At 60.9% G+C, this 25,410-nt stretch carries 29 protein-coding genes and 2 pseudogenes; 13 read left to right on the top strand and 18 right to left on the bottom strand.

Translation table 11 applies throughout. The features are described 5' to 3' along the window. Window positions 1-13 precede the first annotated feature (13 nt). Window positions 14-1,870 carry a M3 family oligoendopeptidase gene (locus EX00_RS10895; RefSeq protein WP_047456991.1) on the bottom strand — a complete coding sequence of 619 codons (1,857 nt, stop codon included), beginning with the start codon at window positions 1,868-1,870 and terminating at the stop codon, window positions 14-16. Window positions 1,871-2,090: 220 nt separating this feature from the next. Here EX00_RS10895 and EX00_RS10890 point away from each other — a divergent pair. From EX00_RS10890 to EX00_RS10865, 7 genes and pseudogenes are all read left to right on the top strand, one after another. Continuing rightward, window positions 2,091-3,342 (top strand): annotated as a pseudogene (locus tag EX00_RS10890) (sigma-54-dependent transcriptional regulator); the annotation flags it as partial. A 140-nt stretch (window positions 3,343-3,482) separates the two neighbouring features. Next, window positions 3,483-3,674: pseudogene (locus EX00_RS32270) on the top strand (helix-turn-helix domain-containing protein); the annotation flags it as partial. Window positions 3,675-3,848: 174 nt separating this feature from the next. Further along, complete coding sequence (locus EX00_RS10885; protein WP_047456988.1) at window positions 3,849-5,783, top strand: peptidoglycan L,D-endopeptidase MepK; 1,935 nt, start codon at window positions 3,849-3,851, stop codon at window positions 5,781-5,783. Window positions 5,784-5,909: 126 nt separating this feature from the next. Next, on the top strand, window positions 5,910-6,509 hold the full coding sequence (gene purN / locus EX00_RS10880) for a phosphoribosylglycinamide formyltransferase (RefSeq protein ID WP_047456986.1): 600 nt from the start codon (window positions 5,910-5,912) through the stop codon (window positions 6,507-6,509). A gap of 111 nt (window positions 6,510-6,620) precedes the next feature. Further along, on the top strand, window positions 6,621-7,238 hold the full coding sequence (locus tag EX00_RS10875) for a hypothetical protein (RefSeq protein ID WP_047456984.1): 618 nt from the start codon (window positions 6,621-6,623) through the stop codon (window positions 7,236-7,238). Between the two features lie 138 nt (window positions 7,239-7,376). Next, window positions 7,377-8,213 carry a glycosyltransferase family 25 protein gene (locus EX00_RS10870; protein WP_047456982.1) on the top strand — a complete coding sequence of 279 codons (837 nt, stop codon included), beginning with the start codon at window positions 7,377-7,379 and terminating at the stop codon, window positions 8,211-8,213. A gap of 11 nt (window positions 8,214-8,224) precedes the next feature. Beyond that, window positions 8,225-8,926, top strand: a complete 702-nt coding sequence (locus EX00_RS10865; protein ID WP_047456980.1) for a polysaccharide deacetylase family protein — start codon at window positions 8,225-8,227, stop codon at window positions 8,924-8,926. 72 nt (window positions 8,927-8,998) lie between these two features. Here EX00_RS10865 and copC read toward each other — a convergent pair whose 3' ends face one another. The 6 genes from copC to EX00_RS10835 all read right to left on the bottom strand — a co-directional run bounded on the left by copC (window position 8,999) and on the right by EX00_RS10835 (window position 13,329). Further along, window positions 8,999-9,367: a copper homeostasis periplasmic binding protein CopC gene (gene copC, locus EX00_RS10860; RefSeq protein ID WP_047456977.1), complete on the bottom strand. Its 369-nt coding sequence runs from the start codon at window positions 9,365-9,367 to the stop codon at window positions 8,999-9,001. Between the two features lie 76 nt (window positions 9,368-9,443). After that, on the bottom strand, window positions 9,444-10,817 hold the full coding sequence (locus EX00_RS10855; protein ID WP_047456975.1) for a PepSY-associated TM helix domain-containing protein: 1,374 nt from the start codon (window positions 10,815-10,817) through the stop codon (window positions 9,444-9,446). A gap of 220 nt (window positions 10,818-11,037) precedes the next feature. Next, window positions 11,038-11,457 (bottom strand): hypothetical protein, encoded by a 420-nt coding sequence (locus EX00_RS10850; protein WP_052210702.1) that lies wholly within the window; start codon window positions 11,455-11,457, stop codon window positions 11,038-11,040. A 171-nt stretch (window positions 11,458-11,628) separates the two neighbouring features. Beyond that, on the bottom strand, window positions 11,629-11,883 hold the full coding sequence (locus tag EX00_RS10845) for a DUF2312 domain-containing protein (protein ID WP_007701156.1): 255 nt from the start codon (window positions 11,881-11,883) through the stop codon (window positions 11,629-11,631). 277 nt (window positions 11,884-12,160) lie between these two features. Further along, on the bottom strand, window positions 12,161-12,466 hold the full coding sequence (locus tag EX00_RS10840; RefSeq protein ID WP_047456971.1) for a DUF1244 domain-containing protein: 306 nt from the start codon (window positions 12,464-12,466) through the stop codon (window positions 12,161-12,163). A gap of 65 nt (window positions 12,467-12,531) precedes the next feature. Further along, window positions 12,532-13,329: an N-formylglutamate amidohydrolase gene (locus tag EX00_RS10835; RefSeq protein ID WP_047456969.1), complete on the bottom strand. Its 798-nt coding sequence runs from the start codon at window positions 13,327-13,329 to the stop codon at window positions 12,532-12,534. Window positions 13,330-13,534: 205 nt separating this feature from the next. Between EX00_RS10835 and EX00_RS10830 the strand changes: the two genes are divergently transcribed. From EX00_RS10830 to EX00_RS10820, 3 genes are all read left to right on the top strand, one after another. After that, window positions 13,535-14,023 (top strand): DUF1036 domain-containing protein, encoded by a 489-nt coding sequence (locus EX00_RS10830; protein WP_047456967.1) that lies wholly within the window; start codon window positions 13,535-13,537, stop codon window positions 14,021-14,023. Continuing rightward, complete coding sequence (gene pyk, locus EX00_RS10825) at window positions 14,023-15,462, top strand: pyruvate kinase (protein ID WP_047456965.1); 1,440 nt, start codon at window positions 14,023-14,025, stop codon at window positions 15,460-15,462. The genes EX00_RS10830 and pyk overlap by 1 nt, the downstream gene beginning before the upstream one ends. 154 nt (window positions 15,463-15,616) lie before the next feature. Continuing rightward, window positions 15,617-16,252, top strand: coding sequence for a LysE family translocator (locus EX00_RS10820; protein WP_047457705.1), 636 nt, complete (start codon window positions 15,617-15,619; stop codon window positions 16,250-16,252). A gap of 3 nt (window positions 16,253-16,255) precedes the next feature. Here EX00_RS10820 and EX00_RS10815 read toward each other — a convergent pair whose 3' ends face one another. From EX00_RS10815 to EX00_RS10800, 4 genes are all read right to left on the bottom strand, one after another. Further along, complete coding sequence (locus EX00_RS10815; protein WP_047456964.1) at window positions 16,256-17,227, bottom strand: threonine ammonia-lyase; 972 nt, start codon at window positions 17,225-17,227, stop codon at window positions 16,256-16,258. Window positions 17,228-17,316: 89 nt separating this feature from the next. Then, a complete protein-coding gene (locus EX00_RS10810; RefSeq protein ID WP_047456962.1) occupies window positions 17,317-17,889 on the bottom strand; it encodes a DUF4865 family protein in 573 nt (190 codons plus the stop codon). Between the two features lie 3 nt (window positions 17,890-17,892). Continuing rightward, window positions 17,893-18,288, bottom strand: a complete 396-nt coding sequence (locus EX00_RS10805) for a cupin domain-containing protein (RefSeq protein WP_047456960.1) — start codon at window positions 18,286-18,288, stop codon at window positions 17,893-17,895. A 5-nt stretch (window positions 18,289-18,293) separates the two neighbouring features. Further along, window positions 18,294-18,671, bottom strand: a complete 378-nt coding sequence (locus EX00_RS10800) for a tautomerase family protein (protein WP_047456958.1) — start codon at window positions 18,669-18,671, stop codon at window positions 18,294-18,296. Window positions 18,672-18,781: 110 nt separating this feature from the next. On the opposite strand from EX00_RS10800, the gene EX00_RS10795 reads away from it, so the two are divergent. Then, window positions 18,782-19,723, top strand: coding sequence for a LysR substrate-binding domain-containing protein (locus EX00_RS10795; RefSeq protein WP_047456956.1), 942 nt, complete (start codon window positions 18,782-18,784; stop codon window positions 19,721-19,723). Here EX00_RS10795 and EX00_RS10790 read toward each other — a convergent pair. The 6 genes from EX00_RS10790 to EX00_RS10765 all read right to left on the bottom strand — a co-directional run bounded on the left by EX00_RS10790 (window position 19,702) and on the right by EX00_RS10765 (window position 23,645). Beyond that, the gene (locus EX00_RS10790) at window positions 19,702-20,754 is read right to left on the bottom strand and encodes an alpha/beta fold hydrolase (protein WP_047456955.1); all 1,053 of its coding nucleotides are present in this window, start codon (window positions 20,752-20,754) and stop codon (window positions 19,702-19,704) included. The two genes, EX00_RS10795 and EX00_RS10790, sit on opposite strands and share 22 nt — an antisense overlap. Before the next feature lie 88 nt (window positions 20,755-20,842). Next, complete coding sequence (locus EX00_RS10785) at window positions 20,843-21,472, bottom strand: tetratricopeptide repeat protein (protein WP_047456954.1); 630 nt, start codon at window positions 21,470-21,472, stop codon at window positions 20,843-20,845. 122 nt (window positions 21,473-21,594) lie between these two features. Continuing rightward, the gene (gene ykgO / locus EX00_RS10780; protein ID WP_003542835.1) at window positions 21,595-21,720 is read right to left on the bottom strand and encodes a type B 50S ribosomal protein L36; all 126 of its coding nucleotides are present in this window, start codon (window positions 21,718-21,720) and stop codon (window positions 21,595-21,597) included. A gap of 152 nt (window positions 21,721-21,872) precedes the next feature. Continuing rightward, window positions 21,873-22,931, bottom strand: a complete 1,059-nt coding sequence (locus EX00_RS10775) for a 5-(carboxyamino)imidazole ribonucleotide synthase (protein ID WP_047456950.1) — start codon at window positions 22,929-22,931, stop codon at window positions 21,873-21,875. Continuing rightward, window positions 22,928-23,422 carry a 5-(carboxyamino)imidazole ribonucleotide mutase gene (gene purE / locus EX00_RS10770; protein ID WP_047457702.1) on the bottom strand — a complete coding sequence of 165 codons (495 nt, stop codon included), beginning with the start codon at window positions 23,420-23,422 and terminating at the stop codon, window positions 22,928-22,930. The genes EX00_RS10775 and purE overlap by 4 nt, the downstream gene beginning before the upstream one ends. A 19-nt stretch (window positions 23,423-23,441) precedes the next feature. Then, window positions 23,442-23,645, bottom strand: coding sequence for a YdcH family protein (locus EX00_RS10765; RefSeq protein WP_047456948.1), 204 nt, complete (start codon window positions 23,643-23,645; stop codon window positions 23,442-23,444). Window positions 23,646-23,873: 228 nt separating this feature from the next. On the opposite strand from EX00_RS10765, the gene EX00_RS31030 reads away from it, so the two are divergent. Then, the gene (locus EX00_RS31030; protein WP_047456947.1) at window positions 23,874-24,047 is read left to right on the top strand and encodes a YdcH family protein; all 174 of its coding nucleotides are present in this window, start codon (window positions 23,874-23,876) and stop codon (window positions 24,045-24,047) included. A gap of 202 nt (window positions 24,048-24,249) precedes the next feature. Here EX00_RS31030 and EX00_RS10755 read toward each other — a convergent pair whose 3' ends face one another. Beyond that, entirely contained in the window at window positions 24,250-24,510 is a 261-nt protein-coding gene (locus tag EX00_RS10755; protein WP_047456945.1) for an ArsR/SmtB family transcription factor, read from the bottom strand. 244 nt (window positions 24,511-24,754) lie between these two features. Here EX00_RS10755 and EX00_RS10750 point away from each other — a divergent pair, with 244 nt between their 5' ends. Beyond that, on the top strand, window positions 24,755-25,408 hold the full coding sequence (locus EX00_RS10750) for a thiamine phosphate synthase (RefSeq protein WP_047456944.1): 654 nt from the start codon (window positions 24,755-24,757) through the stop codon (window positions 25,406-25,408). The last annotated feature ends 2 nt before the right edge of the window (window positions 25,409-25,410 follow it).

The raw sequence follows: 25,410 nt of genomic DNA, 5'->3' as shown, positions 1-25,410 counted from the left end.
TCATCAGTGTGCATCAAGCGCTCTTATCAAGCGCCTCAAGCTCATCGATCAGCCCTTCGATCATCGACAGTCCCTTGCTCCAGAACGACGGATCGGTGGCATCGAGGCCGAAAGGCTTCAGAAGTTCCGAATGATGCTTGGTGCCGCCGGCCTTCAGCAGCTCGAAATACTTCGCCTGAAAGCCCTCCTCGGCATTCTGGTAGACGGCATAGAGCGAGTTCACCAGGCAATCGCCGAAGGCATAGGCGTAGACGTAGAAGGGCGAGTGGATGAAGTGGGGGATATAGGTCCAGTAGGTCTCGTAGCCCTCGGAAATCTTGATCGCCGGCCCGAGGCTTTCCGACTGGACGGAGAGCCACAGCTCGCCGATATCCTCTGAGGTCAGTTCGCCGTTCTTGCGGGCGGCGTGCACCTTGCGCTCGAATTCGTAGAAGGCGATCTGGCGCACGACCGTGTTGATCATATCCTCGACCTTCTGGGCGAGCATTGCCTTGCGCTCGCGCTTGTCCTTGGTCTTGTCGAGCAGCGCGCGGAAGGTCAGCATCTCGCCGAAGACCGAGGCGGTTTCGGCAAGTGTCAACGGCGTCTGGCACATCAGCGCGCCCTGGCCGCCGGCCAATACCTGATGGACGCCATGGCCGAGTTCATGGGCCAGCGTCATCACGTCGCGCGGCTTGCCCATATAGTTGACGAGCACGTAAGGATGGGCCGAGGGCACGGTCGGGTGCGCGAAAGCGCCCGGCGCCTTGCCGGGACGCACCGGCGCGTCGATCCATTCCTCATCGAAGAAGCGCTTGGCGATATCGGCCATTTCCGGGGCGAAATTACCGTAGGCGGACAGCACGGTTTCCTTGGCTTCCGTCCAGGGGATCAGCGCGTTGGAGGTTTCCGGCAGCGGCGCGTTGCGGTCCCAGAAATTCATCTGCTCCATGCCAAGCCACTTGGCCTTCATCTTGTAATAGCGGTGCGAAAGGCGCGGATAGGCGTCGCGGACGGCGGCGGCCAGCGCATCGACCACCTCGCGCTCGACGCGATTGGCCAGATGACGGCTGTCGGCGATGTCCTCGAAACCGCGCCAGCGATCGGCGATGTCCTTGTCCTTGGCGAGCGTGTTGGTGATCAGCGTGAAGACGCGCAGGTTGGCCTTGAAGGTCGCGGTCAGAGCCACGGCTGCCTTGCGGCGCACTTCGGGATCTTTTTCCTGCAGCATGTTGAGGGCGACTTCCAGCGGCAGCTTCTCGCCGTCGACCTCGAAGCGCAATTCCGCCATGGTCTCGTCGAACAGGCGGTTGAAGGCGGCAGCGCTGGTCATGGATTTTTCCAGGAACAGCTGCTCCAACTTATCGTCGAGCTGGTAGGGCTTGTCCTTGCGCAGGTCGACGAGCCAAGGGTGGTAGTGACCGGCGGCGAGGTCGTTTGCCATGCAAGCGTCCACCACGGCATCGTCGATCCGGTTCAGTTCCAGCGGGAAAAACAGCAGATGGGCGGCATAGTCGGTCAGCCGGGTCTGTACGTCGCCATAGAGCTTGCCATTGGCCGGATCGCTGGTGTTGGAGAAATAGGTGAGGCCGGCAAAGGAGCCGAGGCGGCCCATGATATCGTCGAGGGCTTCATATTCCTTCAGCGCCGCGCCGATGCCGGCGTCACCGCTCTTGGTCGCGGCCTCGGTAAGCTTGCCCTTCCACTTTTCCTCGAAGGCGGTGGCCAGCTTGCCGGCCTTTTCCATGTCGCCGGTGAAAGCGGTGGAGGTGACGGAGGGATAGAGGTCGCTGAGCTTCCAGGCGGGCAGATCCCCAAGCGCGGCATTGGTCGCGGCAGCGGCCTGGCCGGTGGAAAACGTAAGGGACGAATGGAGCGAGGTCGGGCTCATGGACAGTATTTCCTCTATTTTTCTTTTCAGAACGATCCGGTCTATCCGTGTCTATTCGGCCGAAAAGGCCGCTGCAAGCGCGGATTATCGCGGGTCGGACAATGGAGTCATAGACGATGTTACATTCGTCATAATGATTAAAATACGATGGTTTGGCAAAACTTCGTGTTCAAGCCTTTCTGCGAAGGTTCCCCCAGGTTTCGCATGAAGTGAGGCACCAATGACCATATTGAATAGCGCCAAGGGGGGCGCGCAGGTTCTCGTTGTTGAGGATGATCCGATCCAACGACGCCTGCTGAAAAATGCTATCGAGCGGCACGGACACGTTGCTCATCTGGCAGAGAATGGCCGCTTCGGCCTCGAGTTTCTGAAGCGCAATGGCGACCAGATCAATGTGATCGTGCTCGATCTCATGATGCCGGAGATGACCGGCCTCGAACTTCTGGGCGCTTTGAGCGACATGGGGACCGATATCCCCGTCATCGTGCAGACCGGGCAGGGCGGTATCGAGACCGTGGTGCAGGCCATGCGCGCCGGCGCCTTCGATTTTGTCGTCAAGCCAGTTTCGCCGGAGCGGATAGGGGCGTCGATCGCCAATGCGCTGAAGCTCGATCAGCGCGAGGCCAAGGCCCGTGCCGGACGCAAATCGCGTTCGAGTGCGATCAGCTTCGACGACATCGTCTCGGCGAGCCCGGCGATGATGCGGGTGCTAGATCTTGCGCACCGCGCCGCGCAATCGAATATCCCCGTGGTGCTGGAAGGTGAATCCGGCGTCGGCAAGGAACTGGTGGCCCGTGCCATCCAGGCCGCCAGCGATCGCTCCGGCAAGCCTTTTGTGACGGTCAATTGTGGTGCCATTCCGCATAATCTGGTCGAAAGCATTCTTTTCGGCCATGAGAAGGGCGCCTTCACCGGCGCCACTGAACGGCATGTCGGCAAGTTCATGGAAGCGGACGGCGGCACGCTGTTCCTCGACGAGGTCGGCGATCTGCCGCTGGAGGTGCAGGTCAAGCTCCTGCGCGCCGTGCAGCAGGGCGAGATCGAGACGGTCGGCGCCCGCGTGGCGCAGAAGGTCAATGTCCGGCTCATTTCGGCCACCAACAAGGACTTGATCGAAGAGGTGAAGGCCGGGCGGTTCCGCGAGGATCTCTACTATCGCCTCAACGTCTTCCCGATCACCATGCCGGCGCTGCGTCGCCGCAAGGAGGACATCCCGCATCTCGCGCGCGCCTTCGCCGATCGTTTTGCGTTCGAACAGAAGCTCGGTCATTCGCTGTCGATCAGCCATGGCGCTCTCGCGTTGCTGACGGCCTATGACTGGCCAGGCAATATCCGCCAGCTCGAAAACGCGGTCTTCCGCGCGGTGGTGCTGTCGGAGGGGCCGGAGCTGCTGGAAACCGATTTCCCGCAGATTGCGGCGCAGCTGCCGGGCTATTTCACTGGCGAGCACCCGACCTTAGTTGTGGATAATTCCCAGGCTTACAGCGCCGATAGCGTCGCGGCAGACAAGTTTGAGCGCGGGTTGCGGGTCGCGTCTTCGGATGAAACTACAACCTCGCCGTTGTCGATCGTCGATGCGTCGTCCGCGCAAACATCGGATAATGTCATCGTCAGCACCGACACGTCCGGCGACGTCAGAAAGCTTGCGGATGTCGAGGAAGAGCTCATCCGGTTCGCTCTCAAATTCTATCGAGGGCAAATGAGCCAGGTGGCAAGGAAGCTCGGAATCGGCCGTTCTACGCTCTATCGCAAGTTGAAAGACTATGGGATAGACCCGGATGACCCGCAAAAAAACGCGGCCTGAGCGTCGTTTAACCTTTAGGCAAGCATATTTTGTTACCTGTCGTAAAGCACTTGTTAGTGCATCGTTCACCATGTATGAAGAGGGCGACTATGTGTGGCATTTTTGCCATCGTGTCACCGCAATTGACAGCCATTTGGAACACGATGCGACATTGTCTGTCGGACGGGGATCGAATTGCCGAATCTGAGTGGAAATACCAAGCCTAATAGCTTGAGCTGGCATTCTGCGTGCTCTGAGATATTTCGTAAGGTGGCCAAGGTTGTAGCCGTTGGCCTGCTGGCGATGGCCGTCTCCACTCCAGTTTTTGTTGGCACGCCGTCTCAGGCTGGCGGGGAAACCCGCAGCCTGAAGATCTATTATGTCCATACTGGCGAAAAGGCCGTCATCACCTACAAGCGCAATGGCAAGTATGACCCGGACGGTCTGGAGAAGCTGAACCGCATTCTCCGCGATTGGCGTAAAAACCAGCCGACCAAGATGAATCCGCGCCTGTTCGACCTGATATGGGAAGTCTACCGCGAAAGCGGCTCGCATGAATTCATCTATGTGATCTGCGGTTTCCGCTCGCCGGGAACCAATGAAATGCTGCGCACGCGTTCGGCCCATACCGGGGTCGCCAAGAAGAGCCAGCATACGCTCGGCAACGCGATGGACTTCTATATTCCCGACGTCAAGCTCACCAAGCTGCGCGAACTCGGCATGAAGCTCCAGGTCGGCGGTGTCGGCTATTACCCGACCTCGGGCTCGCCCTTCGTCCATATGGACGTTGGCGGCGTGCGCGCATGGCCGCGCATGGATCGCCAGGATCTCGTCCGCCTGTTCCCCGATGGCAAGACCATGCATATTCCGGCCGATGGCAAGCCGTTGCCAGGCTATCAGCAGGCTGTGGCCGACTACAAACGCCGCGCATCCTCCGACGATATCCAGGTCGCCAGTTCTTCGTCCTCGCGTCGTGGCTTCTTCGCGCGGCTGTTTGGCGGTGGCGGTGCTGACGAGGATGAGGACAATGCGGATACCGGCACGCCGGCAGCGGCGGCGTCGACCACATTGGTTGCCAAGAACACCCAGCCGGCTCCGGCTGCTGCGGATGACGGCGAAGACAGCCAGCCGACGCAGGTTGCCAGCGTCAATGCGCCTGTTCCGCAGGTGCGCCCGGCCTTTGGCAATCAGGCCGGCAGCGAGGTCGCTTCGGCTTTGATGTCGCCGCCGCGCAACGCCGCTCAGGATGCGCTTGCCGCGGCGATGCCGACAACGGATGACCAGCAACAGCAATATGCCGACCTGCGCGACTATCGCGTTCCGGTTCCGGCTCTGCTCAACCGCCGTGCGCCCGGCGATGCGGAAATGGCCTCAGTCTCGCCTGGCGTGACGGATCAGGCGGCCGGCGTTCCGGTTCCGGCCGAGCGTCCGGAAGTCGCTGAAAATCTGCTTGCTTCCGCCGATGCCGATCCGGATGCGATCGACGATGCCGCCGATGAGGGCACGCTGTCACCCTCGATCGTCGCCGCGCTCGAGCAACATCGCGCCAATCAGGCGGGTGCGGATGCCGGCGTTGCCGTCAATGCGGCCGCCAACAATGTCGCATCAAAGGATGAGGTGTTGCCGACCGATAACGTCGCAGCCGACAATGACGCCGTGCGGGCTATCGCTGCCGTCCTGCCACAGAAGAGGCCGGTACAGCAGATGCCGACGCAGGTGGCGGCTCTTGCGCCGACCACCAAGGATATCAAGGTCAGCAGCCGCCGCTTCAACGACAGTTTTGAAGTGACGGCGCCGCAGGAACGTTCGATTGCCGCCGGCATCGCGACGAAGGGCGGCCGTCCGAACAGGCAGGATGCCGTGGTGGCCGATTCCGGCCGTGCCGCAGTGACCACCCCGCCGAAGCTGACGGATAAGATGATCTCGCAATGGGCGATCGCCAATGCCCGCGTCGAGATCGTCAATCGCCCGGTCAAGGCGCCGCGCTTCGTCAGCCCGACGCTCCGCGCTCAGCCGACCGCCGTCTACACGGAAGGCTTCAAGGTGCAGACCGCCTCGATGGACCCTGAGCGCTTCAGCGGCTCGGCCGTGAACTTCCTGCAGGTCAAGAAGTTCAATTCGGTCGAATAGTCGGGCGACCGAGTTCCTCGAAAATGTTGGATTAAAGATAAGATCGCTTGCGGCATGGCGCTGCGGGCGATCTTTTATTTCAACATCGCGGGCGATGCTGAAAACACTGATTGAGCATCAACGTTGATGAAAACGCCTCGTATCGCAGCTCTTGCCTCGAACAATGGTTCATCCCTTCGCGCAATCGCGGAGGCGATTGTTGCAGGCAAGCTTAATGCGACCATTTCCCTTCTGGTGAGCAATCGCTTGAATGTCCCTGTGCTCGATTATGCCAGAGCGTGCGATATCCCCGCCTTGTGCATTCCGACGAAAGGAGTCGAATCCGAAGCTGACGAAAGGCTCCATGCGGCTCTTATGGATGCCGGCGCGGAACTGATTATTCTCTCGGGTTATTTGCGAAGGCTGGGGCCTAAAACCCTGTCGGCCTTCGAAGGCAGAATTTTGAACGTTCATCCTGCGCTTCTGCCGAAATATGGCGGTGCGGGTATGTATGGTCGAAAGGTACATCAAGCCGTCCTTGACGCAGGGGAGTTGGTGACCGGCGCCACAATCCATCTGGTGGACGCGGACTATGATCATGGCCGGGTCATCGCTGCAAAGGCGGTCCGCATACATTCCTCGGACGATGTGGCTGTCATCGAGCGCCGCGTGATACAGGCGGAATGCGATCTCTTCGTCCAAACGATACAAAGGATCGTGGCGGGCGAGCTTTCGTTGCCGTTGTAGGTAAGGGCCGGCCCCTTGCCCGCTCTTGCCTCTTGCGATCATGGCGAATTTCATCCTTGGCTCATCAAGCGCTGCTAGTGCGTCGCCAGCGACAGAGCTGGATATCCTTTGTTGGCACGCAAGACGGCTGTTATCATCGGCAATGGAACACTGCATCGCGATCTCTCCGGGGTCGTGGGCAATGCGGAATTCGTCATGCGTTTCAACGAGCCGAACCTATCCGGCGGCATGAGTGGCACGCGTACGGATATGCTCATGCTGGCCGCTTCGAGCAAGGTAATGCAGCGACGATTGATCGATCCGGCCTTTCTGGAAAGTGCGGCTCTTAAGGCGGTGAAAGAGGTGGTGCTGGTTTACCATCCCGCCATCATTCGCACGTATCACCCGAAGCCGAATATCCTTTCGCGCTTAAAGGGAAGGAAGGCCGATTGGACGATGCAGGCGATCGAACTGATCGGCGGCGCCGGGAAGGAGATCCGCATCATGCCGCCGCAGTTCTATATTCACGGCTGCGCGGTCCTGGGGATGACGGACCCCAGGATGCATGAGGTCTTTCCGAGCACGGGATTTCTCGGCATTTGCTATGTTCTCTCGAACTTTCCCGAAGCCGAATGGCAGGTGAAACTCTGCGGTTTCACCTGGGAAGGATGGAAGCGCCATGCCTGGCAGGAGGAGCGCCACTGGGTCGAGGACAGAATTGTGAGTGGCAGTCTCGGCATGCTTGCCTAGGACGTCACCGTGCGTGGGCGATGCGCCTGCACGGGAGCATTGAAAGTGGCCGTCTTCAGTTTCGCGTCAGGTTTGCCTAAGCCCGCCTTCATTCACGATTGCTAGGGGATTCTCGCATACGACACCGAGATCCCACAGATGCAGACCTATAAATTCGGCTCCTTGGCCGCGGCGCCACTTGAAAGAGCTCATGCCGGGCTGGAGTTGGATCAGGCTCCCCTGGGCACGATCAACGCCCGGCCGAACCAAGCGAACATATGCGGCTTCATCATTCACCTGGATCGCGCGCGCGACCGCCAGCCCCAGGTGGAAAGGCTCGCGGCCATGCTTCCGGTCCGAAGCGAAGTCATCCGTGCGATTGACGCAGGCGTCCTGTCCGATGAGGAGATCGACTGCGTTTATCGGCGGCATTTATATAGGCCGCACTATCCGTTCGAGATGAGCATTGGCGAGATCGCCTGTTTCCTCTCGCATCGCAAGGCATGGGCGGCGATCGTCGAGCAGGGTGTTGATGCCGGCCTCGTGTTCGAAGATGACGTGGAGATCGACGCCTCGTTTCACGCTGCTTTTGTCGCCGCACAGGCCTGTCTCATGCCGGGCGCCTTCATTCGCTTTCCCTTCCGGATGGGCAAGGAACATGGCAAGTGCGTTCTGACGCATGGTCAGGCCAGCGTCATCCAGCCTGGCCGCGTCGGTCTGGGCATGGTGGCGCAGCTTGTCAGTCGTGATGCCGCCATCCGGTTGCTGGAGGCGACGGCTTTGTTTGACCGGCCGGTCGATACCACTGTCCAGATGAGCTGGATGACGCGACTGTCGCCGCTTGCCGTCATGCCGGGCGGCGTGCACGAAATATCCGCGCAACTTGGCGGCAGCACCATCAAGCGCCGGAAGACCGTGCTCGAAAAGCTGTCCAGAGAGATCTTGCGGCCGCTCTATCGTGCGAAAATCGCACTACGTTCCCGCCGTTCAAGCTGAGACTATATAATTTGGCAGTCCCAATTCTTCTTTATCATCAGATCGCGGTTCCACCCTCGCGCCAAGCGCCTTTTAGGAGTATGGCGGTGCATCCGGAGGCCTTTCATCGTCAGATGGCCTGGCTGAAAAGACTGGGCGTGCAGGGCCTCTCGCTGCGCGAGGCGCTCCCCTACATTCAGGGCGCCAAGACCGGCAAGGTTGCCGCCATCACCTTCGACGACAGCTACGCCAATGTCTACGAAAACGCCTTGCCCGTCTTGCAGGAGTTCGGCTTCACCGCGACGAATTTCGTGGTCGCCAATCAGGTCGGCGGCAGCAACGTCTGGGACATTCCCAACGGCGTGGCGCGGGCGCCCTGCATGTCCTTGGAGCAGTTGCGCGAATGGGTGGCCCTCGGACATGAGGTCGGTTCGCATACGCTCGATCATGTGCATCTTCCGCAATTGCCGATGCCGGAAGCCCGCCGCCAGATCAGCCATTCCCGGGAGTTGCTGGAGGACATGCTCGACGAGATCGTCTCTTCCTTCTGTTTCCCCTATGGGGACGAAATGCCGCTCGATCGGGTTCTGGCCTATGAGGCCGGCTACAGCGCGGCAACGACGACGCGGCGCGGCAGGGCGGGTCAGAATCACGATCCCTTCGGCCTGCCGCGCGCCACGGTTCGCCGCAACGACAGCTGGCTCCATTTCATCCGGAAATGCATGACCGGATAGACAGGCGCCTAACGGCGACGGGATTGCAAGTTGACCGCTCCCCGCCTTTGGCAAGGAGCGATCAGATGCATTTCACGGCGCGACGGTGAAGCTGTAGGTGCCGTTCGTCTTGTGGCCGTCGGTGGAAAGGACGTGCCATTCGACGGTGTATTTGCCGGTCGCCAGCTTGTCGGTGACCGGGATCATCAGCGTTGTATCGCCCTTCATCAGCATGGCTTTGCCGGTTTTCACGTCCGCTTTGTTCGGGCCGGTCACGGTCACGCTGCTGAATTTGAGGTTCAATCCTTCGGTGAAGGTTAGGTCGAGTTCCGAGGGCGCCTCTTTCACGGTGCCATCGGTGGCGGGAACAGCTGATTTGAGATGGGCATGGGCAAGGGCCTGACCTGCTAGGGCGAGGCTGGCTGCGAATGCTGCGATAAGGAGTTTCTTCATCTGGGGCATGGTGATTGTCCTTTCAGGTTGATGATCCGCAGGGGCTTCCCGCGGCAGGTTTTGGTGACGGTAAGAGAGACGTCTGTCACGAGAAGAAGCGCCTGAACGGCGGCACGAAGCGCAGCAGGATCTGGTCGAAGAGCAGCATGGTGACGATGGCGAGCCCGGTGAGCGGGAAGGCCGCGCCGAAGGCGATCACGATCAGCCACAGGCCGATATAGACGGACTTCCGTGGCGGCATGGGCGGAACGCCGAGGCGCCCTGCCGGGCGGCGCTTCCACCACATGATGACGGCCGTCACGCAGGATAGAATGATCGCCAGGCAGGTCGCCAGCATCAGGAGCTGGTTGAAGAGGCCCCATTCCTGGCCCAGATGGACGTTGATCCCCCATTCGATCGCCTTGCCGAGGGCGGGGTACTGGCTGAAGGAGAGATCGACGAGGGGCTTTCCGGAATATTGGTCGATATGGATGGTGCGCTCGTCGGAAAGATCGGCGGGATAGAGTGCGGCGGTGTAGACGCCGGTTTTGTCGGCGGGGATGGCGGTGGCAAAGCCCGGCGCCATGCCGAGCCCCTTGGCGATCTCAACCGCCTTGTCGATGCCGATCGGCCCAGCGGATTGCGCGGCGGCCACATTGGATAGGGGGACTGGTGCCTTTTCGACGATCCAGCCCGGCGCCGGCAGGATATCGTCCGTGACTTTCGTCGATGTCGGCACGTTGTCCCAGAGGGCGGCGGGGAAGCCGAGATCGTGCTCCGTCAACCAGGTTTTGACATTGGCCCCCCAATAGCTCGACCACGGCATGCCGCTGAGGGCGAGGAAAAAGATGAGGACGCCCGCGCCAGCGCCAGTGACGGCGTGCATATCGCGCCAGAAGACGCGGCGCGAAGGCGTGCCGCGAACGGTGAGGACGCCGCCGGTCTGCTTGCGCGGCCACCAGAGATAGATGCCGGTGACGACAAGCACAAGCGCGAAGCCGCCGACGATCTCGATGAGCCGGTTGGTCCATGTCCCGAAATAGTCGAGGCTATGAAGACGCCGGACGACCCAGCCGAAATCCTGCTTGGAGCCGACCGAATCCAGCACTTCGCCGTTGTGCGGATTGACATAGACGACGGTCGATTGACCGCCTTTCGACACGGTGACGGCAGCTGATCGATCGCCGGCCGGGGCCTCGCGATAGGAGGTGCCGTTGGCGCCCGGCATGGCGGCGGTTGCCGCATCGACGATCTGTTGCGGTGTCAGCACAGGTCCGGTATCGGCGACGACATGGCGATGGCTATAGAAGGTGGTGTCGATCTCGCTCTTGAAGAGATAGAGCGATCCGGTGATCGCCAGATTGAGCATGAAGGGGATGACAAGCAGGCCGGCGAAAAAATGCCAGCGCCAGATCGCGCGATAAAGCGAGATGGTGTCGGTGGTTGCAGCCGCTGGTTCGGTCGCGGTGAAGGCAGACATGAAAAATCCTCCGGAAATCCGGCTGGCGGCGGGAGGGCCTATCTGCGGGGAAGTGCAGTCTCATGCGGATCTGCAAGCACGATCGGGATGCCGTGGCGGCCCGTTTCGCGCAGCGATAATCAGCATGGAGGCAATCCACCCGCAGCCGGCACGATCAGATCTCGTGCATGGTCCGGCCGCCGTTGACGACGAGCATCACGGCGCGGGCCGCAACGCAGGCTCAGGCAATGGTGATGCGGAGGAGGGGTGGTGCGCGGGGGCCGGTGTTCGGCGGATAGAGCTGGCGGTGGAAGGCCTCGGTTTTCGGGGCCGGGATATCCTGGCTTGCGAAGGCGAGATGCTCGCAGATATCCATCGGCGGTGCTGGAAGCAGGGCCGCCGAAGAGATCCGGCAGGCCTCGCAGCTCGGCACATGCGCCTTGCTATGTTCCTTGCCGTCCGCCGTCCTCTCGGTGACGCAGAGAACCGGAAGGGTCCCGTCCGGCAGCCTGTATTGGGCAAGTGCCGAGGGTGTCAGTTCATCGGCATTGGCAATGATGGGCTGATGGGCGAAGCCGACGGACAACAGTGCGAAGGCGCATAGGAAGCGCAGCAACCACTGTGTTCTCCCGGAGAGTTTTGTCCCCACTGCCGTCCCCATCGCCTCTTACAGGCAAAGCACCTACGACATTCGATGGGCAAGCTCAATGCGGCAATTTGGTATGCCGCCTGATCCTTGGTCCAGGCGAAACGATCGACGGCCGGACAATGCCGGCCGTTGGGTTTTGTTGATCATAGACTTTCAGCGCGCCGCCCGAAGGCGGGCTGCGGCCTATTCCATTCCGAGTGCAGCCATATAGGTCTGCAGGATGGATTCTTCTTCGAGGCGCTCGTTGGCGTCCTTCTTGCGCAGGCGGATGATGGTGCGGATCGCCTTGGTGTCGTAACCGCGTCCCTTCGCTTCACCCATCACGTCCTTGATGTCGGACTGGATGGCGCCCTTTTCTTCTTCCAGCCGCTCGATACGCTCAATGAACGCCCGCAATTCGGCGGCGGCGACATTCTCAACACTCGTCGTGTCGTCCATTTTCTTTTTCCTTTCAAGGCGGCAGCCTGCGCTGCTTTGTGGTTCATGCAATCCCCTGTTTGAAGACGGGGGTTACGAAATTCCTGGCCGAAATCCCATGCGCTTGTCTTGCGCGTCCATCCGCTCGATCCGCTTCTGCGGAAGCGCAAAGCTGATCGCGGTGACGCCAGGGGCCTCGGATACATCGTCTCCGGAGTGCGTTGGGTTTCGAATTCGATCGGGCCGTTGACGTGCCGCGAATGGAGCGCGAGGTCAAGCCGTCTTGGCGAAAGCCGGTCTATTCTTTCGGCTTGTTCTGCTCAAAACTGGCTTTTTGCACAGCCGAGGCTTCGGCCTGGTGCAGATTCTTCCAATCCTCGTAGGGCATGCCGTAGACCATCTCGCGCGATTCGTCCTTGGTCACCGGCAAGCCCGCCTCTTCGGCCGCCTCGCGATACCAGTTGGACAGGCAGTTGCGGCAGAAGCCGGCGAGATTCATCATATCGATATTCTGAACGTCGCTGCGCTCGCGCAGATGCGCGACGAGACGGCGGAAGGCGGCAGCTTCCAGTTCGGTCTGTTGTTGCTTGCTGAGCGTGCTCATCGTGACTTCCTTACATTTCTTCTGTGGCATGATCTTATCCAAAAACCGCTTCACACTTTTTGGGATCAAGCCTCTTCATATGGGCCGGTGCGCGACGGATAGATCTTGTATTCGTGCAGCGCCGGATCGTCGTTCATCGCTGAAAAGATCGGCGCCAGCCGCTCGGCCCATTCGGCAATGCCGGCCCCGTCGCCGATCAGGTCCTGGCGGACTTCCAGCAGCGCATGCGGAATGCCCTTTACCATGCAGTGACGATACAGCGTGTCGTTCTTCAGCGCCCCATCATAGGGTTCGTTGTCGCCTATGACGAGATTGGTATCGGCGCCAAGCTTTGCAAGAAGCGGCAAGACAGCGCGCTCGTCGCTGTCCCAAAGCACGCTCGCATGCCAGGGGCGGGGAACACCTTTCCAGGCCGGTGTGAAGGAATGCAGCGACAGCACCAGCGGTGCCTTGCCGGTCGCCTTGGCGACCGAGGCGATCGTCTCTTCGACGGCGTGGTGATAGGGCCGGTGAAAGGTCTCGATACGATAATTCCATTCTTCGTCGGTGATCGGATGATTGCCCGGGATGATCGCCCCGTCGGAAATCTTCATGATCAGGGTCGGATCGTCCTCGCCGCGATTGGGATCGATCAGCAGGCGGGAAAAGCCGCCGAGCACCGCCGGGACGCCGAGCCGCGCGGAAAGCTGGCGGCACAATCCCTCAATGCCGATGTCATAGGCGATGTGCCGCGAGAAGGCGGTTTCGGGCAAGCCAAGCCGGCCATAAGCTTTGGGAAGGTGGCGCATCGCATGATCACCGAGAATGACCATGCCTTTGTCACGATTGCCCAATATGATCTCGAAGGATTTGAAGTCATTCATGTGGATTGTCGATTATTGCATTTTCATCTCGTTGTTTGATTGCATGCGAGGGCGGAAGGTGCAAGGCTCGCCTGATTGATCGGGCGAAGGGCGCGCTGGAGGGCGTCGTCACCATCCCGTGAAGAAAATATAATCGATTAGAGTTGCGTTGACATTCGTAGGATGGCGGCGCAAGAAGACGCAACAACGAATAATCGGGAGCCCATTGGAAGCCGTGTTCAGCCAAGTCGCGCCAAGTTTCGTTACGCGGTCAGGGCCGCTCGCCCGATTCGCTTTTTTCACCCTTGCCGCCGCCGCGCCGTTTTTCTTCACGCCGAATGCAGCCCATGCCGACTTTCGCGTCTGCAACGGTACGCAGAATCTTGTGGGCGTCGCGATCGGCTATCGGGCAAAGGAAGGTTGGGCCACCGAGGGATGGTGGCAGGTTCCGGCCACCACCTGCGCCACATTGATCGAGGGGCCGCTTCAGTCCCGCTATTATTACCTCTACGCAGAAGATGCGGCCCGTGGCGGTCGCTGGACGGGTGACGTCGAAATGTGCGTGGCGGAAAATGAATTCAAAATCCCAGGCGTGAAAGATTGCTACGCGCGCGGCTTCCAGAAAATGGGATTCAAGGAATACGACACGGGGCGTCAGGCGAGCTGGATGGTTCAGCTTTCCGATACCCCGGGCAGCCAAGAGAGCCAGAATTGATGAAACGCAACAGAAAAGTCAAAATCCTAGCGACGCTAGGCCCGGCCTCCTCCACCGAGGAGATGATCCAGAAGCTTCATGAGGCCGGTGCCGACCTGTTCCGCATCAACATGAGCCACGCCAGCCATGACGTCATGCGCGCGCTGATCCAGCGCATCCGCGCCGTCGAGGCCCGCTGTGGCCGTCCGATCGGAATTCTCGCCGACTTGCAGGGTCCTAAGCTGCGCGTTGGCAAGTTTGCCGACACCAAGGTCGACCTCAAGCCCGGCCAGACATTCACGCTCGACAATAACGACACTCCCGGCGACAACACCCGCGTGTTCCTGCCACACCCGGAAATCCTGGAAGCGGTTCAGCCCGGCCATCGCCTGCTGATCGACGACGGCAAGCTGGCACTGCGCGCTGACAAATGCGACGGCAAGAGCATCGTCACGACCGTCATTTCCGGCACGAAGATTTCCGACCGCAAGGGTGTCAGCCTGCCCGATACGCTGCTCGGCGTCGGCGCGCTCACCGAGAAGGATCGCGTCGACCTTGACGCCGTTCTCGCCACCAATGAAATCGACTGGGTGGCGCTTTCCTTCATCCAGCGTCCGGAAGACCTGTCCGAAGTCCGCAAGATCTCGCGTGGCCGCGTCGGTCTGATGTCGAAAATCGAAAAGCCGCAGGCCGTAGAGCGCATCGAGGAAATCATCGAGCTTTCCGACGCGTTGATGGTTGCCCGTGGCGACCTCGGCGTCGAAATGCCGCTCGAAGCCGTTCCGGGCATCCAGAAGCAGTTGATCCGCGCCTGCCGCCGTTCCGGCAAGCCGGTGGTCGTCGCCACGCAGATGCTGGAATCGATGATCTCCGCGCCGGTTCCGACCCGCGCTGAAGTTTCCGACGTCGCCACCGCCGTCTTCGAAGGCGCGGATGCCGTCATGCTGTCGGCCGAATCCGCCTCCGGCGACTATCCGGTCGAGGCCGTGTCGATGATGGCGTCGATTGCCAGCACGATCGAGCGCGAACCGCATTATTCGGGCATCATCTACGCGCAGCGCGCCCAGCCGGAAGCAACCGGCGCCGACGCCATTTCGCTGGCCGCCCGCCAGATCGCCGAGACGCTGAAGCTTGCCGCCATCGTCTGTTACACGTCGTCGGGCACGACGGGCCTGCGCGCGTCGCGCGAACGCCCGCAGGTTCCGATCCTGGCGCTGTCGCCGATCATCCAGACGGCCCGCCGCCTGTCGGTGGTCTGGGGCATGCACTGCGTCGTCACCCATGACGCCACCGACCTCGACGATATGGTCAACAATGCCTGCCGTATCGTTGCCGAGGAAGGCTTCGGCAAGCCCGGCGATCGTATCATCATCTCGGCCGGCGTGCCGCTTGGCACGCCCGGCGCCACCAACATGCTGCGCCTTGCCTATATCGGTTCGGACGGTCAGTCCGGCGTATAACGCCTACCGACGTCCCCTTTGAGAACATCCTGAACCCGCTGTCGCAAGATAGCGGGTTTTTTGCTGCGCGCAGATTGCCGCATCCGTGGGAAGAGTGCCCACTTGCCAAGCGCGACATCGCATGCAACTTTCCGACAACCATAGGGAGGAAGCCATGCACACCACTACTCTGCTTGCCTTTATCACCGTCTCCTTCATCGGTATCGCCACGCCAGGACCGACGGTGCTCTTGGCCCTGACCAACGGTTCTCGCTTCGGCGTGCGTCGCGCGCTGGCGGGCATGGTCGGCGCCGTGCTGTCGGATTTCGTGCTGATCGGCGCGGTCGCGATTGGTCTCGGCGCGCTGCTGGCGGCATCGGAATTCTGGTTTTCGGCGCTGAAATGGGCGGGTGCGGCCTATCTCGCTTTCCTTGGGATCATGATGCTGCGCTCGAAGGGAACGATCGACGGCATGCTGAGGGCTAATGCCGAGCAGGCGAAAGGCACGGTGCTCTCCATCGGGCTGAAGAGCTTCATGGTGGCGGTGACCAATCCCAAGGGATATCTGTTCTTCTCGGCCTTCCTGCCGCAGTTCATCGATCCGACCGCGCCGCTGATGGCGCAATATGCCATCCTGGCGCTGGTCTTCGCCGCGCTCGATTTCGCGATCATGTTCGGCTATGCCGTTTTCGGCTCGCAGGCCGTGCGGTTCCTGAAGGCGGAAGGCGCGAAATGGCTGGAACGCGCCTGTGGCGGCGCGCTTCTGGCTCTGGCGGGTTCGCTGGCGCTTTATCGTCGCGCCGCGAACTAAGGGTTAGTGGCGGCGCAACGCCGCCTCGAAAACATCCGTATCGACATTGCCGCCGGACGTGACCGCGATCACCGTGTCGCCGTCGATCTCCTTGCCATGGAAGAGGGCGGCGGCCAGCGCCACTGCGCCGCCTGGCTCGACCACGATCTTCAGGCGCTTGAAGGCGAGTTCCATGGCGTCCAGCGCTTCTTCATCGGTTACGACCAGGCCGGGACCACAGAGGCGCTTCAGGATCGGAAAGGTGATGTTGCCGGGCTGAGGCGTGATGATGGCGTCGCAGATCGACCCCTGGAGCGCGGCATTGCGCTCGATCTGGCCCGAGGCCAGCGAACGGGTGGTATCTTCGAAACCCTTCGGCTCGCAGGGACGGATCTTGAAGCCGGGAGCGCGAGCTTCGAGCGCCAGCGCGATGCCCGATGTCAGGCCGCCGCCGCCGCATGGGACCAACACGGTTGCTGTATCGATGCCCTCTTCGGCTGCCTGTTCGGCGATCTCCAGCCCGGTCGTTCCCTGGCCGGCGATAACCTGCGGTTCGTCGAAAGGCTTGATCAGCGTCAAGCCGCGTTCTCTGGAAAGCCTTGCGCCGATCTCGTCTCGGTCTTCCCTCACGCGGTCATAGAGCACAACTTCGGCGCCAAGAGCGCGGGTATTGGCGATCTTCAGCGTCGGAGCATCGGACGGCATGATAATCACGGCGGGAATGCCGTGCAGCTGCGCGGCCAGCGCCACGCCCTGGGCATGGTTGCCGGAGGAAAAGGCGATGACGCCCCTGGCGCGCACCGAGGGTTCCAGTGCCGACACCGCCGACCAGCCGCCCCGGAACTTGAACGATCCTGTATGCTGCAGGCATTCCGCCTTCACGAACAGCCGCCGCCCGGCGATCTCGTCGAGGAAGGGCGAGGAAAGAAGGGGTGTGCGCCGCGCGCGTCCGTCTATGCGAGCGCGGGCGGCTTCGATCATTGCGATATCGACCATGAAGGGATCACTCTTTTGCTGCGGAAAGGCTACCCATCCATAAGACGCCGCGCGCCTCTTTGAAACAGCGACTTTGTCCTCGTGACACTTCAACCCGCATTCGGCAGGGAGAGATGGCCGACATTATAGGCCTGCACGTCCGGCCGCAGCGCATCTTTCGGCAAATCGGCAAGCAGCCGGAAACGCACCCTCGTCCAGCTCGTCGGCTCGAAGGCGACGACGCAGGCAAGCGCTTTGCCATGGGCGACTTCGGCGGTGGCCTCCTCGCTCTCTTGCCGGCGGATCTCGGCAAGCGGCGCATAGGGGGCGGTCTGGATCAGCTCCCTTGTGGCGAAGCGAGCCTTGCGGATATCCGGCGAGACGTCGGCGCGCCAGACCACCCACGTCTTCACCTGTGGCCAGCCGAAGCTCTCTGTCACGCCGGCAAAGCCGGAACCGCAGAGGAAGTCACTCAAGCCCTCGTCCTTGTTCCAGACATAGAAGGGCGCATAGAAATTATCCCGGCTCCCCGTTGTCTGATCGCCCTTTCGGGCGGTGAGATAGGCCTTGAATTTCAAGCCGGGCAGATTGTCGAGCAAGGGACCTTTCTCCCGGATGCGGCGATCGATGATCGCCATGTCGTAGTCGGCGGGGAGGGTGAAGCTGTATTGCATGGCGATCATGGTTCAATCCTCGAGCCAGGTCACGGCACTGCCGTTCTGGGCGGCCTGAATACTGATATAGGCGAAGGTGCTGTGTGGCGTAGCGCCATGCCGATGGCGCTCGTCCGGTGCAAAGGTAATGCAGTCGCCGGCGCGCAACTCCCCGGCCGCTTCGCCATCGCGCTCGGCCAGCCCGACACCCGAGAGAACGTAGAGGATCTGGCCGTGCGGATGCGTGTGCCAATGGGTCATGGTGCCGGGTTCGAGCGTGCAGCGCATGGCGGTCAGGCCGCCGTCTTCCCGACTTTCGACCAGTATCTCCACCCAGAAGGGTGCGCTGGCGATGCCATCGGGCGAACGTTGAGTACTCGCGCCGGCGCGATGGATCGCGGGTGACTGCCGAGCGGTCCTCTGGCTCATCGTGGTCAATCCTGCGCGATGCCGTCCGCGAAGGACCAGTCCTCACGTGTCGTCGTGATGATGTTGATCATGACGTCCTCGGGCCGCACGCCCGGCGCATCGGCGAGCAGGGTGACGAGACGGCGGTAGAAGGCCTTCTTAACCTCCCTTGAGCGCGGCTTGCCGATGGTGATGTGGAAGAAGACGTAATCGTCCGAGCGCGGGCCGCCGAGATAGGTACGGTCGAAGATCAGCTCGTTCGGTTCCAACTGGTGGATCGCCTGGAAACGATCGGTGGGCGGCACGTCGAATGTCTCGACCATGGCGCGGTGGAAATTGTCCGAGAGCGCCCTCAGATATTCGGGCGACTTGCCGCGCAGAAGGGAAATATTGGTGAAGGGCATGATGTGCTCCTGTGATCTGCCTACTTGACGATTTTAGCATGTCACGGGATAATCATTCCGAAAATCAGAAAATATTGGACATATAGTCCCGAAAATATGGATTGTTAGCCGTGCGGAAAGTCATCTTCGATCTCGACGTCCTGCGCAGTTTCGTCACCGGCATGGAGCTCGGCAGCTTCGCCAAGGCGGCCGATCGGCTCGGGCGCTCGACATCCGCTGTCAGCGCGCAGTTGAAGAAGCTGGAGGAGCAGGCGGGCACGCCGATCTTCCGCAAGGCGGGGCGCGGACTGGCGTTGACCGAGGCCGGCGAGACGATGCTCGCCTATGCGCGGCGGTTGCTCGATCTCAACGACGAGGCGGCGACCGCGATCCATGGCGGAGATCTGGAGGGGTGGGTGCGGCTCGGCCTGCAGGAGGATTTTGGGGAGACGTTGTTGCCGGAGGTGCTGGGGCGATTCGCTCGTGCCCATCCGAAGGTCCGCATTGAGGCGCGCGTGGTTCGCAATGCGGAGCTCATCGAGCGGGTGACGTCCGGCAAGCTCGATCTGGCGCTCGCCTGGAGTGATGGATTTCGCACCGCCCATACGGAGCGGATCGCAGAGGTGCCGATGTGCTGGGTCGGGCCGGCTGAGGGGGCTACTCACTGGCACGCTGCCGTTGGCGAACCTTTGCCGCTGGCATCGCTGGAAGCGCCTTGCCTATTACGATCGATCGCGACGAAGGTGCTGGATCACGCCGGCATCGGCTGGCGGATTTCCTTCGTCAGCCCGAGCCTTGGCGGTCTCTGGGCTGCCACGGCGGCGGGGCTGGGCCTGACGGTGCGTACGCCGCTGGGCTTGCCGGACAAGGTGCGGCCGCTGATGGCGGGCGAAGCCGGCCTGCCGCCGCTGCCGAAGCTCGATCTCGTGCTGCATCGCGCCGAGGCGGAGGCCAGTCCGGCGACGGAACGACTGGCCTCGATCATGCTGCAAGCGGTGCGGCAAACGGTGGAGGCCATGCCGCGGGGGCGGGTCTTTGCTGACAAGCCGGATTACGAGGTCGTGACTGCCTGATGCGACGCGGCGATTTCGGTTGACGGCTGCGGCTTCAGGCTGGCGATGCGGGCTTCCGCTTGCTGGGCAAGCGCCTGAAGATCGCGTGATGCGCCCGCGAGCCGTTCCATCGCGGCGATGGCGACGTCGGTCGCCACATAGTCCGGTTTGTGGCCGAGATTGCGGATGGTGACGAGTTCGGCGCCGGGAATGTCTCGCGCCAGGCCACGCGAATGCAGTTCCTCCAGAACGATATCGTCGCTGTCGCCGGTGATGATGACGGTCGGTGCCTCGATCTCGCGATAGTGGGGCGCCTGGGCCGAAACATAGGCGAAGAGATTGACGACATCGACGGCATTGTTGCGGAAAGTCCTTGGGCGCAACACCAGTTCCGGTGCTGTCTTTTCGACGTAGTCGACTGGGCGTTCGTTGGGATGGAAGATATTGAGTGTGCCGCTTTCCACCCGGCGCAGGCCGATCGGTATCACCAGCAGATGCGAGAAGATCCAGCCAAGGACCGGCATGGCGGCAAGCGTATAGTACCAGTCGATGCCGCCTGGCCACGGATGCGTTGCCGGTGCGAGGAAGAGCAGACCGGCGGTCTTGTCCGGATGGCGGACACCGAAGGAGGCGGCGATCGCACCGCCGAAGGAATGGCCGATGATGATGGCGTTTGCGATGCCCAGCTTCTCCATCAATCGGGCGATCGCGTCGGCCTGGCCGGAGGGCAGGGCGTTTTCCGGGCCGCCGCGTTCGGAATAGCCGTGGCCGGGCCGGTCGACGAACAGCATTTCGGCGCGACCGGCAAGCGGGCCGGCGAAGGCTTCGAACTGGTCGCGCAGGTTGCCGCTGGCGCCGTGGATGAAGATGAGGGGTGGTAGGTCGGCGGTGGCCGGGCGAGGTAGATGCACGGCATTGATGCGGAAGTCGCCGATATCGGTCAACTCGCCGATGTTGGGATAGGCCTGCTCTATGGCGCGCGTCTTGAAGGCCGAGAAAGCTGCGGCGACGACGAAAATAAGAGCAAGGGCGTAAAACAGCACATTGATCATTGCGGTATGATGCAGCTAGTGGGACCGTCAGCCTATCCGGCGTTTGTGGCCTCTCGTCCGTCGCGGGCCTACCCGTTGTTGATAAATCTCATGTTCGGCTCCCGGCGATTTTTTCCGAGAGCGTATTCACCTGTTCCTGGGCGGCGCGATTCGCGGGATAGATTTCCAGGAAGCGTTCCCAGGCCTTCAGCGCCATCTCGTCCCTGCCGGCCTCGGTCAGGATCGCGGCCATACCGGCGAGCGCGCCGAAATGGCGCGGCTCTATCCGCAGTACCTGATCGATGTCTTCCATCGACTTGCGATAGTCGCCGATGGCGTAATTCAGCGTCGCGCGCCGGTTCCAGCCTTCGGCATAGTCCGGCTTCAGCGAGATGACCTGGTCAAGGAAATCCATGGCCGCCGGATTGCGCTTTTCCTGGACGGCCTTGTCGGCCCATTGCATCAGGAGATTGATGGTGGCGCTGCCGGAATCGCTCCACTCCGTGCGGATCTGGTCTGCAATCAGATTTGCCTGATCGGGATCGCGCTGGCGCTTGAGAGCTATGAAAAGATTGTCGATCTGCTGCTTCGGCGACAGGCTGGCGGCAGCGCTGCCAGGGTCTTTTTTCTCGACCGCGCTAGAATCATCCGCCATGGCGACATTCGGTACAATGACGGTCAGGGCAAGGAGAATCGACAGGGCCGGATATGACAAAGCAAAAATGCGCATGGCGGGCATAGTAGCCCGCCAATGTCGAAGATCAAAACAATTTTGATGTGATCATCTCGAACGGTCATGATGCGAGATCATAACCCGGCCGTCAGACGGCCGGCCCGGTCGCAACCGGGCTCCACGCAAAATCAGCCCTGACGAGCCTTGAAGCGCGGGTTCAGCTTGTTGATGATGTACATGCGGCCCTTGCGGCGAACCAGACGGTTGTCACGGTGACGCGCCTTGAGCGACTTGAGCGAATTCTTGATCTTCATTTTTCTGATCCGCGATCTCTGAGGGGGAATGTCACATTCGCCCGTATCTTTTAACAATCAAAAGCGCGCTCAGGGCGCGCTCTTTAGGGTGGGGAGCAAATACCTTGTCACCTGGGCCCTGTCAACCACGTCAGGGCTTTTTCCCTGTACCGTTAGCGATGAAGCTGTGTGATATGGCCCATTTTACGGCCAGGGCGGGACTCCGTCTTGCCGTAGAGATGTACTAGCACATTGTCCTGGCGCAGCCAATCGGGGACCGAAAGGATGTCATCGCCGATCAGATTCTGCATCACGCAGTCGGAATGGCGGACGGGATTGCCGAGCGGCAGGCCGGTAACGGCGCGGATATGCTGCTCGAATTGCGAGACGACGCAGGCGGCTTCCGTCCAGTGGCCGGAATTGTGGACGCGCGGCGCCATTTCATTGGCGATCAGGCTGCCGTCTGGAAGCGCGAAGAACTCGATACCGATGACGCCGACATAGCCGAGCGCGGCCAGGAGCTTCTCCGCAGCCTCGCGGGCCACGGTCGCCGTCTCGGTGGAAATGCTCGCGGGCAGGGTGGAGGTGTGAAGGATGCCGTCGCGATGGATATTCTCCGCCGGATCGTAACAGGCGATCGCGCCATCCAGGCCACGGGCGGCGATAATGGAAATCTCCCGCTCGAAGGACACGAAGCTTTCGAGAATCAGCGGCACGCTGCCAAGTGCTGCATAGCCGCCTTCCGCGCTGTCTGCGGACGAACGATAGACGCGCTGGCCCTTGCCGTCATAGCCGAGGCGTCGGGTCTTCAGCACGCCCTGTCCGCCGAAATCGGCAAGGGCGACTTCGAGATCGGCCTGGCTGTCGACGGCGTGGAAGCGGGCGGTCGAAATACCGCAATCGTTGATGAAGCGTTTTTCGGTCAATCTGTCCTGCGCCATTTCCAGCGCCTTCGGCGGCGGATAGACGGGGACATCCTTGGCCAGCTCTTCGGCGGCGATGACCGGTACGTTTTCGAATTCATAGGTGACGACGTCGCAGCGTTTCGCCAGTTCGGCAAGGGCAGCCGGATCGTCATAGGCGGCGATGATCTGGTCGCTTGCCATCTGCGCGGCCGGACAATCGGCCTGCGGTTCCAGAATGACGGTTTGAAAATTCAGCCGGGCCGCGGCCATGGCCAGCATGCGGCCGAGCTGGCCGCCGCCGATGATGCCGATCGTTTTTGCGGTCATAGGTCGTCCATTGGATATTCGGCAACCGCGGCACTCTGCCGGGCGCGCCATTCGTCCAGCCTGTCGGCAATCTCTTCGTCACTGAGCGCGAGGACGGCGGCGGCGAGAAGGGCGGCATTGATGGCGCCGGCCTTGCCGATCGCCAGCGTACCGACGGGAATGCCGGCCGGCATCTGCACGATAGAGAGAAGGCTGTCCTGGCCCGACAAGGCGCGAGACTGTACCGGCACGCCGAACACCGGCAGCGGCGTCATTGAGGCGGCCATGCCCGGAAGGTGGGCCGCGCCGCCCGCGCCGGCGATGATGACCTTGAAGCCCTCCTCGCGCGCGCCCTTGGCGAAGCTCATCAGCCGATCTGGCGTGCGGTGCGCGGAAATGATGCGCGCATCATAGGTGATTTCCAGCGCTTCCAGCGTGTCTGCAGCGTTCTTCATGGTTTCCCAGTCGGACTGGCTGCCCATGATGATGGCGACGGGCGGTCTTTCTGTCATCATCGTCGCGTCTTGCTCCTCAGGCGATAATGTCGGGGATGATCTGGTCTTCAAGCTTGGTCAGCTTGTCCTTGATGACAAGCTTCTTCTTTTTCATGCGCTGGATGCGGAGGGCTTCGCAGCCCATCTGGATCATGGCATTGATCGCGGCGTCGAAATCCTCGTGCTCTTGGCGCAGCCGCGCCACGATCAGCCTGATTTCCGCCTGTTCCTGATCGGCCATGCTTATTTCCCCGATGCTTGCGGAATCGCGTTCGTTCCGCCTCATGAATTCCGCAAGCCTCTATCACCAAATGACGATAACGGGAAGTTATCCTTCATCATGAATTTGTCGCCCAAAGGCCACGTTTTCGCCTTCGACAAGGGTTCAATATTATGTCACACTGATAAGGTTGACACCTAAATCCCTGGCGAAGGATAGTCGGGGATTGTAAGAGGAAGGAAGGGTCATATGACTGTTCAAGCACATCTTGAATCGCTCGAAAAGAAACATGTCGCTCTCGAGGAGGCGCTGCATTCTGCACTGACATCTCCCTCTATCAATGATACCGAAATAGCCGACATCAAGCGCAGGAAGCTGCGCCTCAAGGACGAAATCCACCGTCTGAAATTGTCAGTCCACTGACGTAAGATCTTTATAAGGGACAAATCCACCGATTATAGCGAAGAAGGACCGGCGGGTCGAAAGGCCCCGGACAATTCCTGGTCGAAGATGGTGGGCATTCCAGTTCAACAAATGCGCCGGCTTCAACATGTCACGAGTGGAAGTCGGCGCGATTTTCCCGCGAAAAACTGGGAATTGGCTATACGGGCGCCAGGGAGCGCTCTCAGGCCCAGAACTGATCCAGCCACAAATTGAGCTTGTCGAAACCGCGGCTGTTGACCGCGTAGATGCGTTTCGTGCCTTCGGAGGTGACGGAAACGAGATTGCTGTCGAGCAGCGCCTTGAGATGCTGCGACACGGCGGGGCGGCTGATGGGCAGGCCCTGCGCCAGTTCATTGACTGTTTTCGGTGCACGCCGCAACTCTTCCAGCAGATGGCGCCGGTTCGGATCAGCGATGGCTGCGAAGGGGTCCGTGGTCGACATGACAAAAAGCTACGTCAAACGCAGGGGACCGGCAAGTCAATTGTGCGATGCAATGATGGATTGCGCTTTGTTTCCGGTATCTCGGCCGGAGGTTCCGCAGGCTTCGTAATAGCCATGAGGGTTCACGGCGCGGCGCGGTTTCGCAGGCCTGCCCCTTGTCAGACCGTTCCAACGGATTTACTCACAAACATCGAACGGGTACGCCATCCCTGACGAATGAACCCGTGAAATATGGAAACTCTCGATGTCTGTGCCAAAAGATCGCTGCCGCCTCGTTCTCATCGTTCCCGATATTGCCGATATCGAGGAGCAGGCGAAGGTGCTGGCCGATGCATTGAGAGGTGGGGACGTCGCCTCGGTTATCATCCCGCAATATGGTCTTGACGATGGCCTCTTCCAGAAGCACGCGGAAAAGCTGGTGCCGCTGGCGCAGGAGGCGGGTGCTGCCGCGCTGATCGCCGGCGACAGCCGCGTGGCCGGCCGGGCCAAGGCCGATGGCCTGCATATTACCGGCAATCTTGAGGAATTCACCGAAGCGGTGGAAAAACACGCGCCGAAGCTGATCGTTGGCGGCGGGAACGCCACCGACAGGCACCATGCGCTTGAGATCGGCGAGCTGCGGCCCGATTACATCTTCTTCGGCAAGATCGAGGGCGACATCAAGCCGGAGGCGCATCCGAAAAACGTGGCGCTCGCCGAATGGTGGGCCTCGATGATCGCTATCCCCTGCATCGTCATGGGCGGCACCGATCCGAAATCGGCGCTGGAGGTGGCTTTGTCGGGCGCCGAATTCGTAGCGTTGCGCACGGCTGTTTTTGCCGATCCCGCAGCGGCGGCGACCATCGTCGCGGAAGTGAATGCGCTTCTGGACGAAAAAGCGCCACGGTTTGAAGATTGATA

The organism is Martinezella rhizogenes, from assembly GCF_000799715.1.
Classification (GTDB): Bacteria; Pseudomonadota; Alphaproteobacteria; order Rhizobiales; family Rhizobiaceae; genus Rhizobium; species Rhizobium rhizogenes_C.
The sequence above is the reverse complement of the archived record's forward strand: the minus strand, read 5'-3'. Positions and strand labels throughout refer to the sequence as shown.

Excerpts from the sequence above, each read along its gene's own strand:
- EX00_RS10840 (WP_047456971.1), bottom strand. The coding sequence starts at position 12,466 with ATGAGCACGCTCAGCAAGCAACAACAGACCGAACTGGAAGCTGCCGCC.
- EX00_RS10785 (WP_047456954.1), bottom strand. The coding sequence starts at position 21,472 with ATGCCCGCCATGCGCATTTTTGCTTTGTCATATCCGGCCCTGTCGATT.
- EX00_RS10755 (WP_047456945.1), bottom strand. The coding sequence starts at position 24,510 with ATGTCGACCACGGACCCCTTCGCAGCCATCGCTGATCCGAACCGGCGC.
- purN (WP_047456986.1), top strand. The coding sequence starts at position 5,910 with ATGAAAACGCCTCGTATCGCAGCTCTTGCCTCGAACAATGGTTCATCC.
- EX00_RS10855 (WP_047456975.1), bottom strand. The coding sequence starts at position 10,817 with ATGTCTGCCTTCACCGCGACCGAACCAGCGGCTGCAACCACCGACACC.
- EX00_RS10765 (WP_047456948.1), bottom strand. The coding sequence starts at position 23,645 with ATGGCCGATCAGGAACAGGCGGAAATCAGGCTGATCGTGGCGCGGCTG.
- ykgO (WP_003542835.1), bottom strand. The coding sequence starts at position 21,720 with ATGAAGATCAAGAATTCGCTCAAGTCGCTCAAGGCGCGTCACCGTGAC.
- EX00_RS10870 (WP_047456982.1), top strand. The coding sequence starts at position 7,377 with ATGCAGACCTATAAATTCGGCTCCTTGGCCGCGGCGCCACTTGAAAGA.
- EX00_RS10850 (WP_052210702.1), bottom strand. The coding sequence starts at position 11,457 with ATGGGGACGGCAGTGGGGACAAAACTCTCCGGGAGAACACAGTGGTTG.
- EX00_RS10815 (WP_047456964.1), bottom strand. The coding sequence starts at position 17,227 with ATGGTCGATATCGCAATGATCGAAGCCGCCCGCGCTCGCATAGACGGA.
- EX00_RS10835 (WP_047456969.1), bottom strand. The coding sequence starts at position 13,329 with ATGAATGACTTCAAATCCTTCGAGATCATATTGGGCAATCGTGACAAA.
- EX00_RS10820 (WP_047457705.1), top strand. The coding sequence starts at position 15,617 with ATGCACACCACTACTCTGCTTGCCTTTATCACCGTCTCCTTCATCGGT.
- EX00_RS10790 (WP_047456955.1), bottom strand. The coding sequence starts at position 20,754 with ATGATCAATGTGCTGTTTTACGCCCTTGCTCTTATTTTCGTCGTCGCC.
- copC (WP_047456977.1), bottom strand. The coding sequence starts at position 9,367 with ATGCCCCAGATGAAGAAACTCCTTATCGCAGCATTCGCAGCCAGCCTC.
- EX00_RS10805 (WP_047456960.1), bottom strand. The coding sequence starts at position 18,288 with ATGAGCCAGAGGACCGCTCGGCAGTCACCCGCGATCCATCGCGCCGGC.
- EX00_RS10845 (WP_007701156.1), bottom strand. The coding sequence starts at position 11,883 with ATGGACGACACGACGAGTGTTGAGAATGTCGCCGCCGCCGAATTGCGG.
- purE (WP_047457702.1), bottom strand. The coding sequence starts at position 23,422 with ATGACAGAAAGACCGCCCGTCGCCATCATCATGGGCAGCCAGTCCGAC.
- EX00_RS10800 (WP_047456958.1), bottom strand. The coding sequence starts at position 18,671 with ATGCCCTTCACCAATATTTCCCTTCTGCGCGGCAAGTCGCCCGAATAT.
- EX00_RS10895 (WP_047456991.1), bottom strand. The coding sequence starts at position 1,870 with ATGAGCCCGACCTCGCTCCATTCGTCCCTTACGTTTTCCACCGGCCAG.
- EX00_RS10810 (WP_047456962.1), bottom strand. The coding sequence starts at position 17,889 with ATGATCGCCATGCAATACAGCTTCACCCTCCCCGCCGACTACGACATG.
- EX00_RS10750 (WP_047456944.1), top strand. The coding sequence starts at position 24,755 with ATGTCTGTGCCAAAAGATCGCTGCCGCCTCGTTCTCATCGTTCCCGAT.
- EX00_RS31030 (WP_047456947.1), top strand. The coding sequence starts at position 23,874 with ATGACTGTTCAAGCACATCTTGAATCGCTCGAAAAGAAACATGTCGCT.
- pyk (WP_047456965.1), top strand. The coding sequence starts at position 14,023 with ATGAAACGCAACAGAAAAGTCAAAATCCTAGCGACGCTAGGCCCGGCC.
- EX00_RS10775 (WP_047456950.1), bottom strand. The coding sequence starts at position 22,931 with ATGACCGCAAAAACGATCGGCATCATCGGCGGCGGCCAGCTCGGCCGC.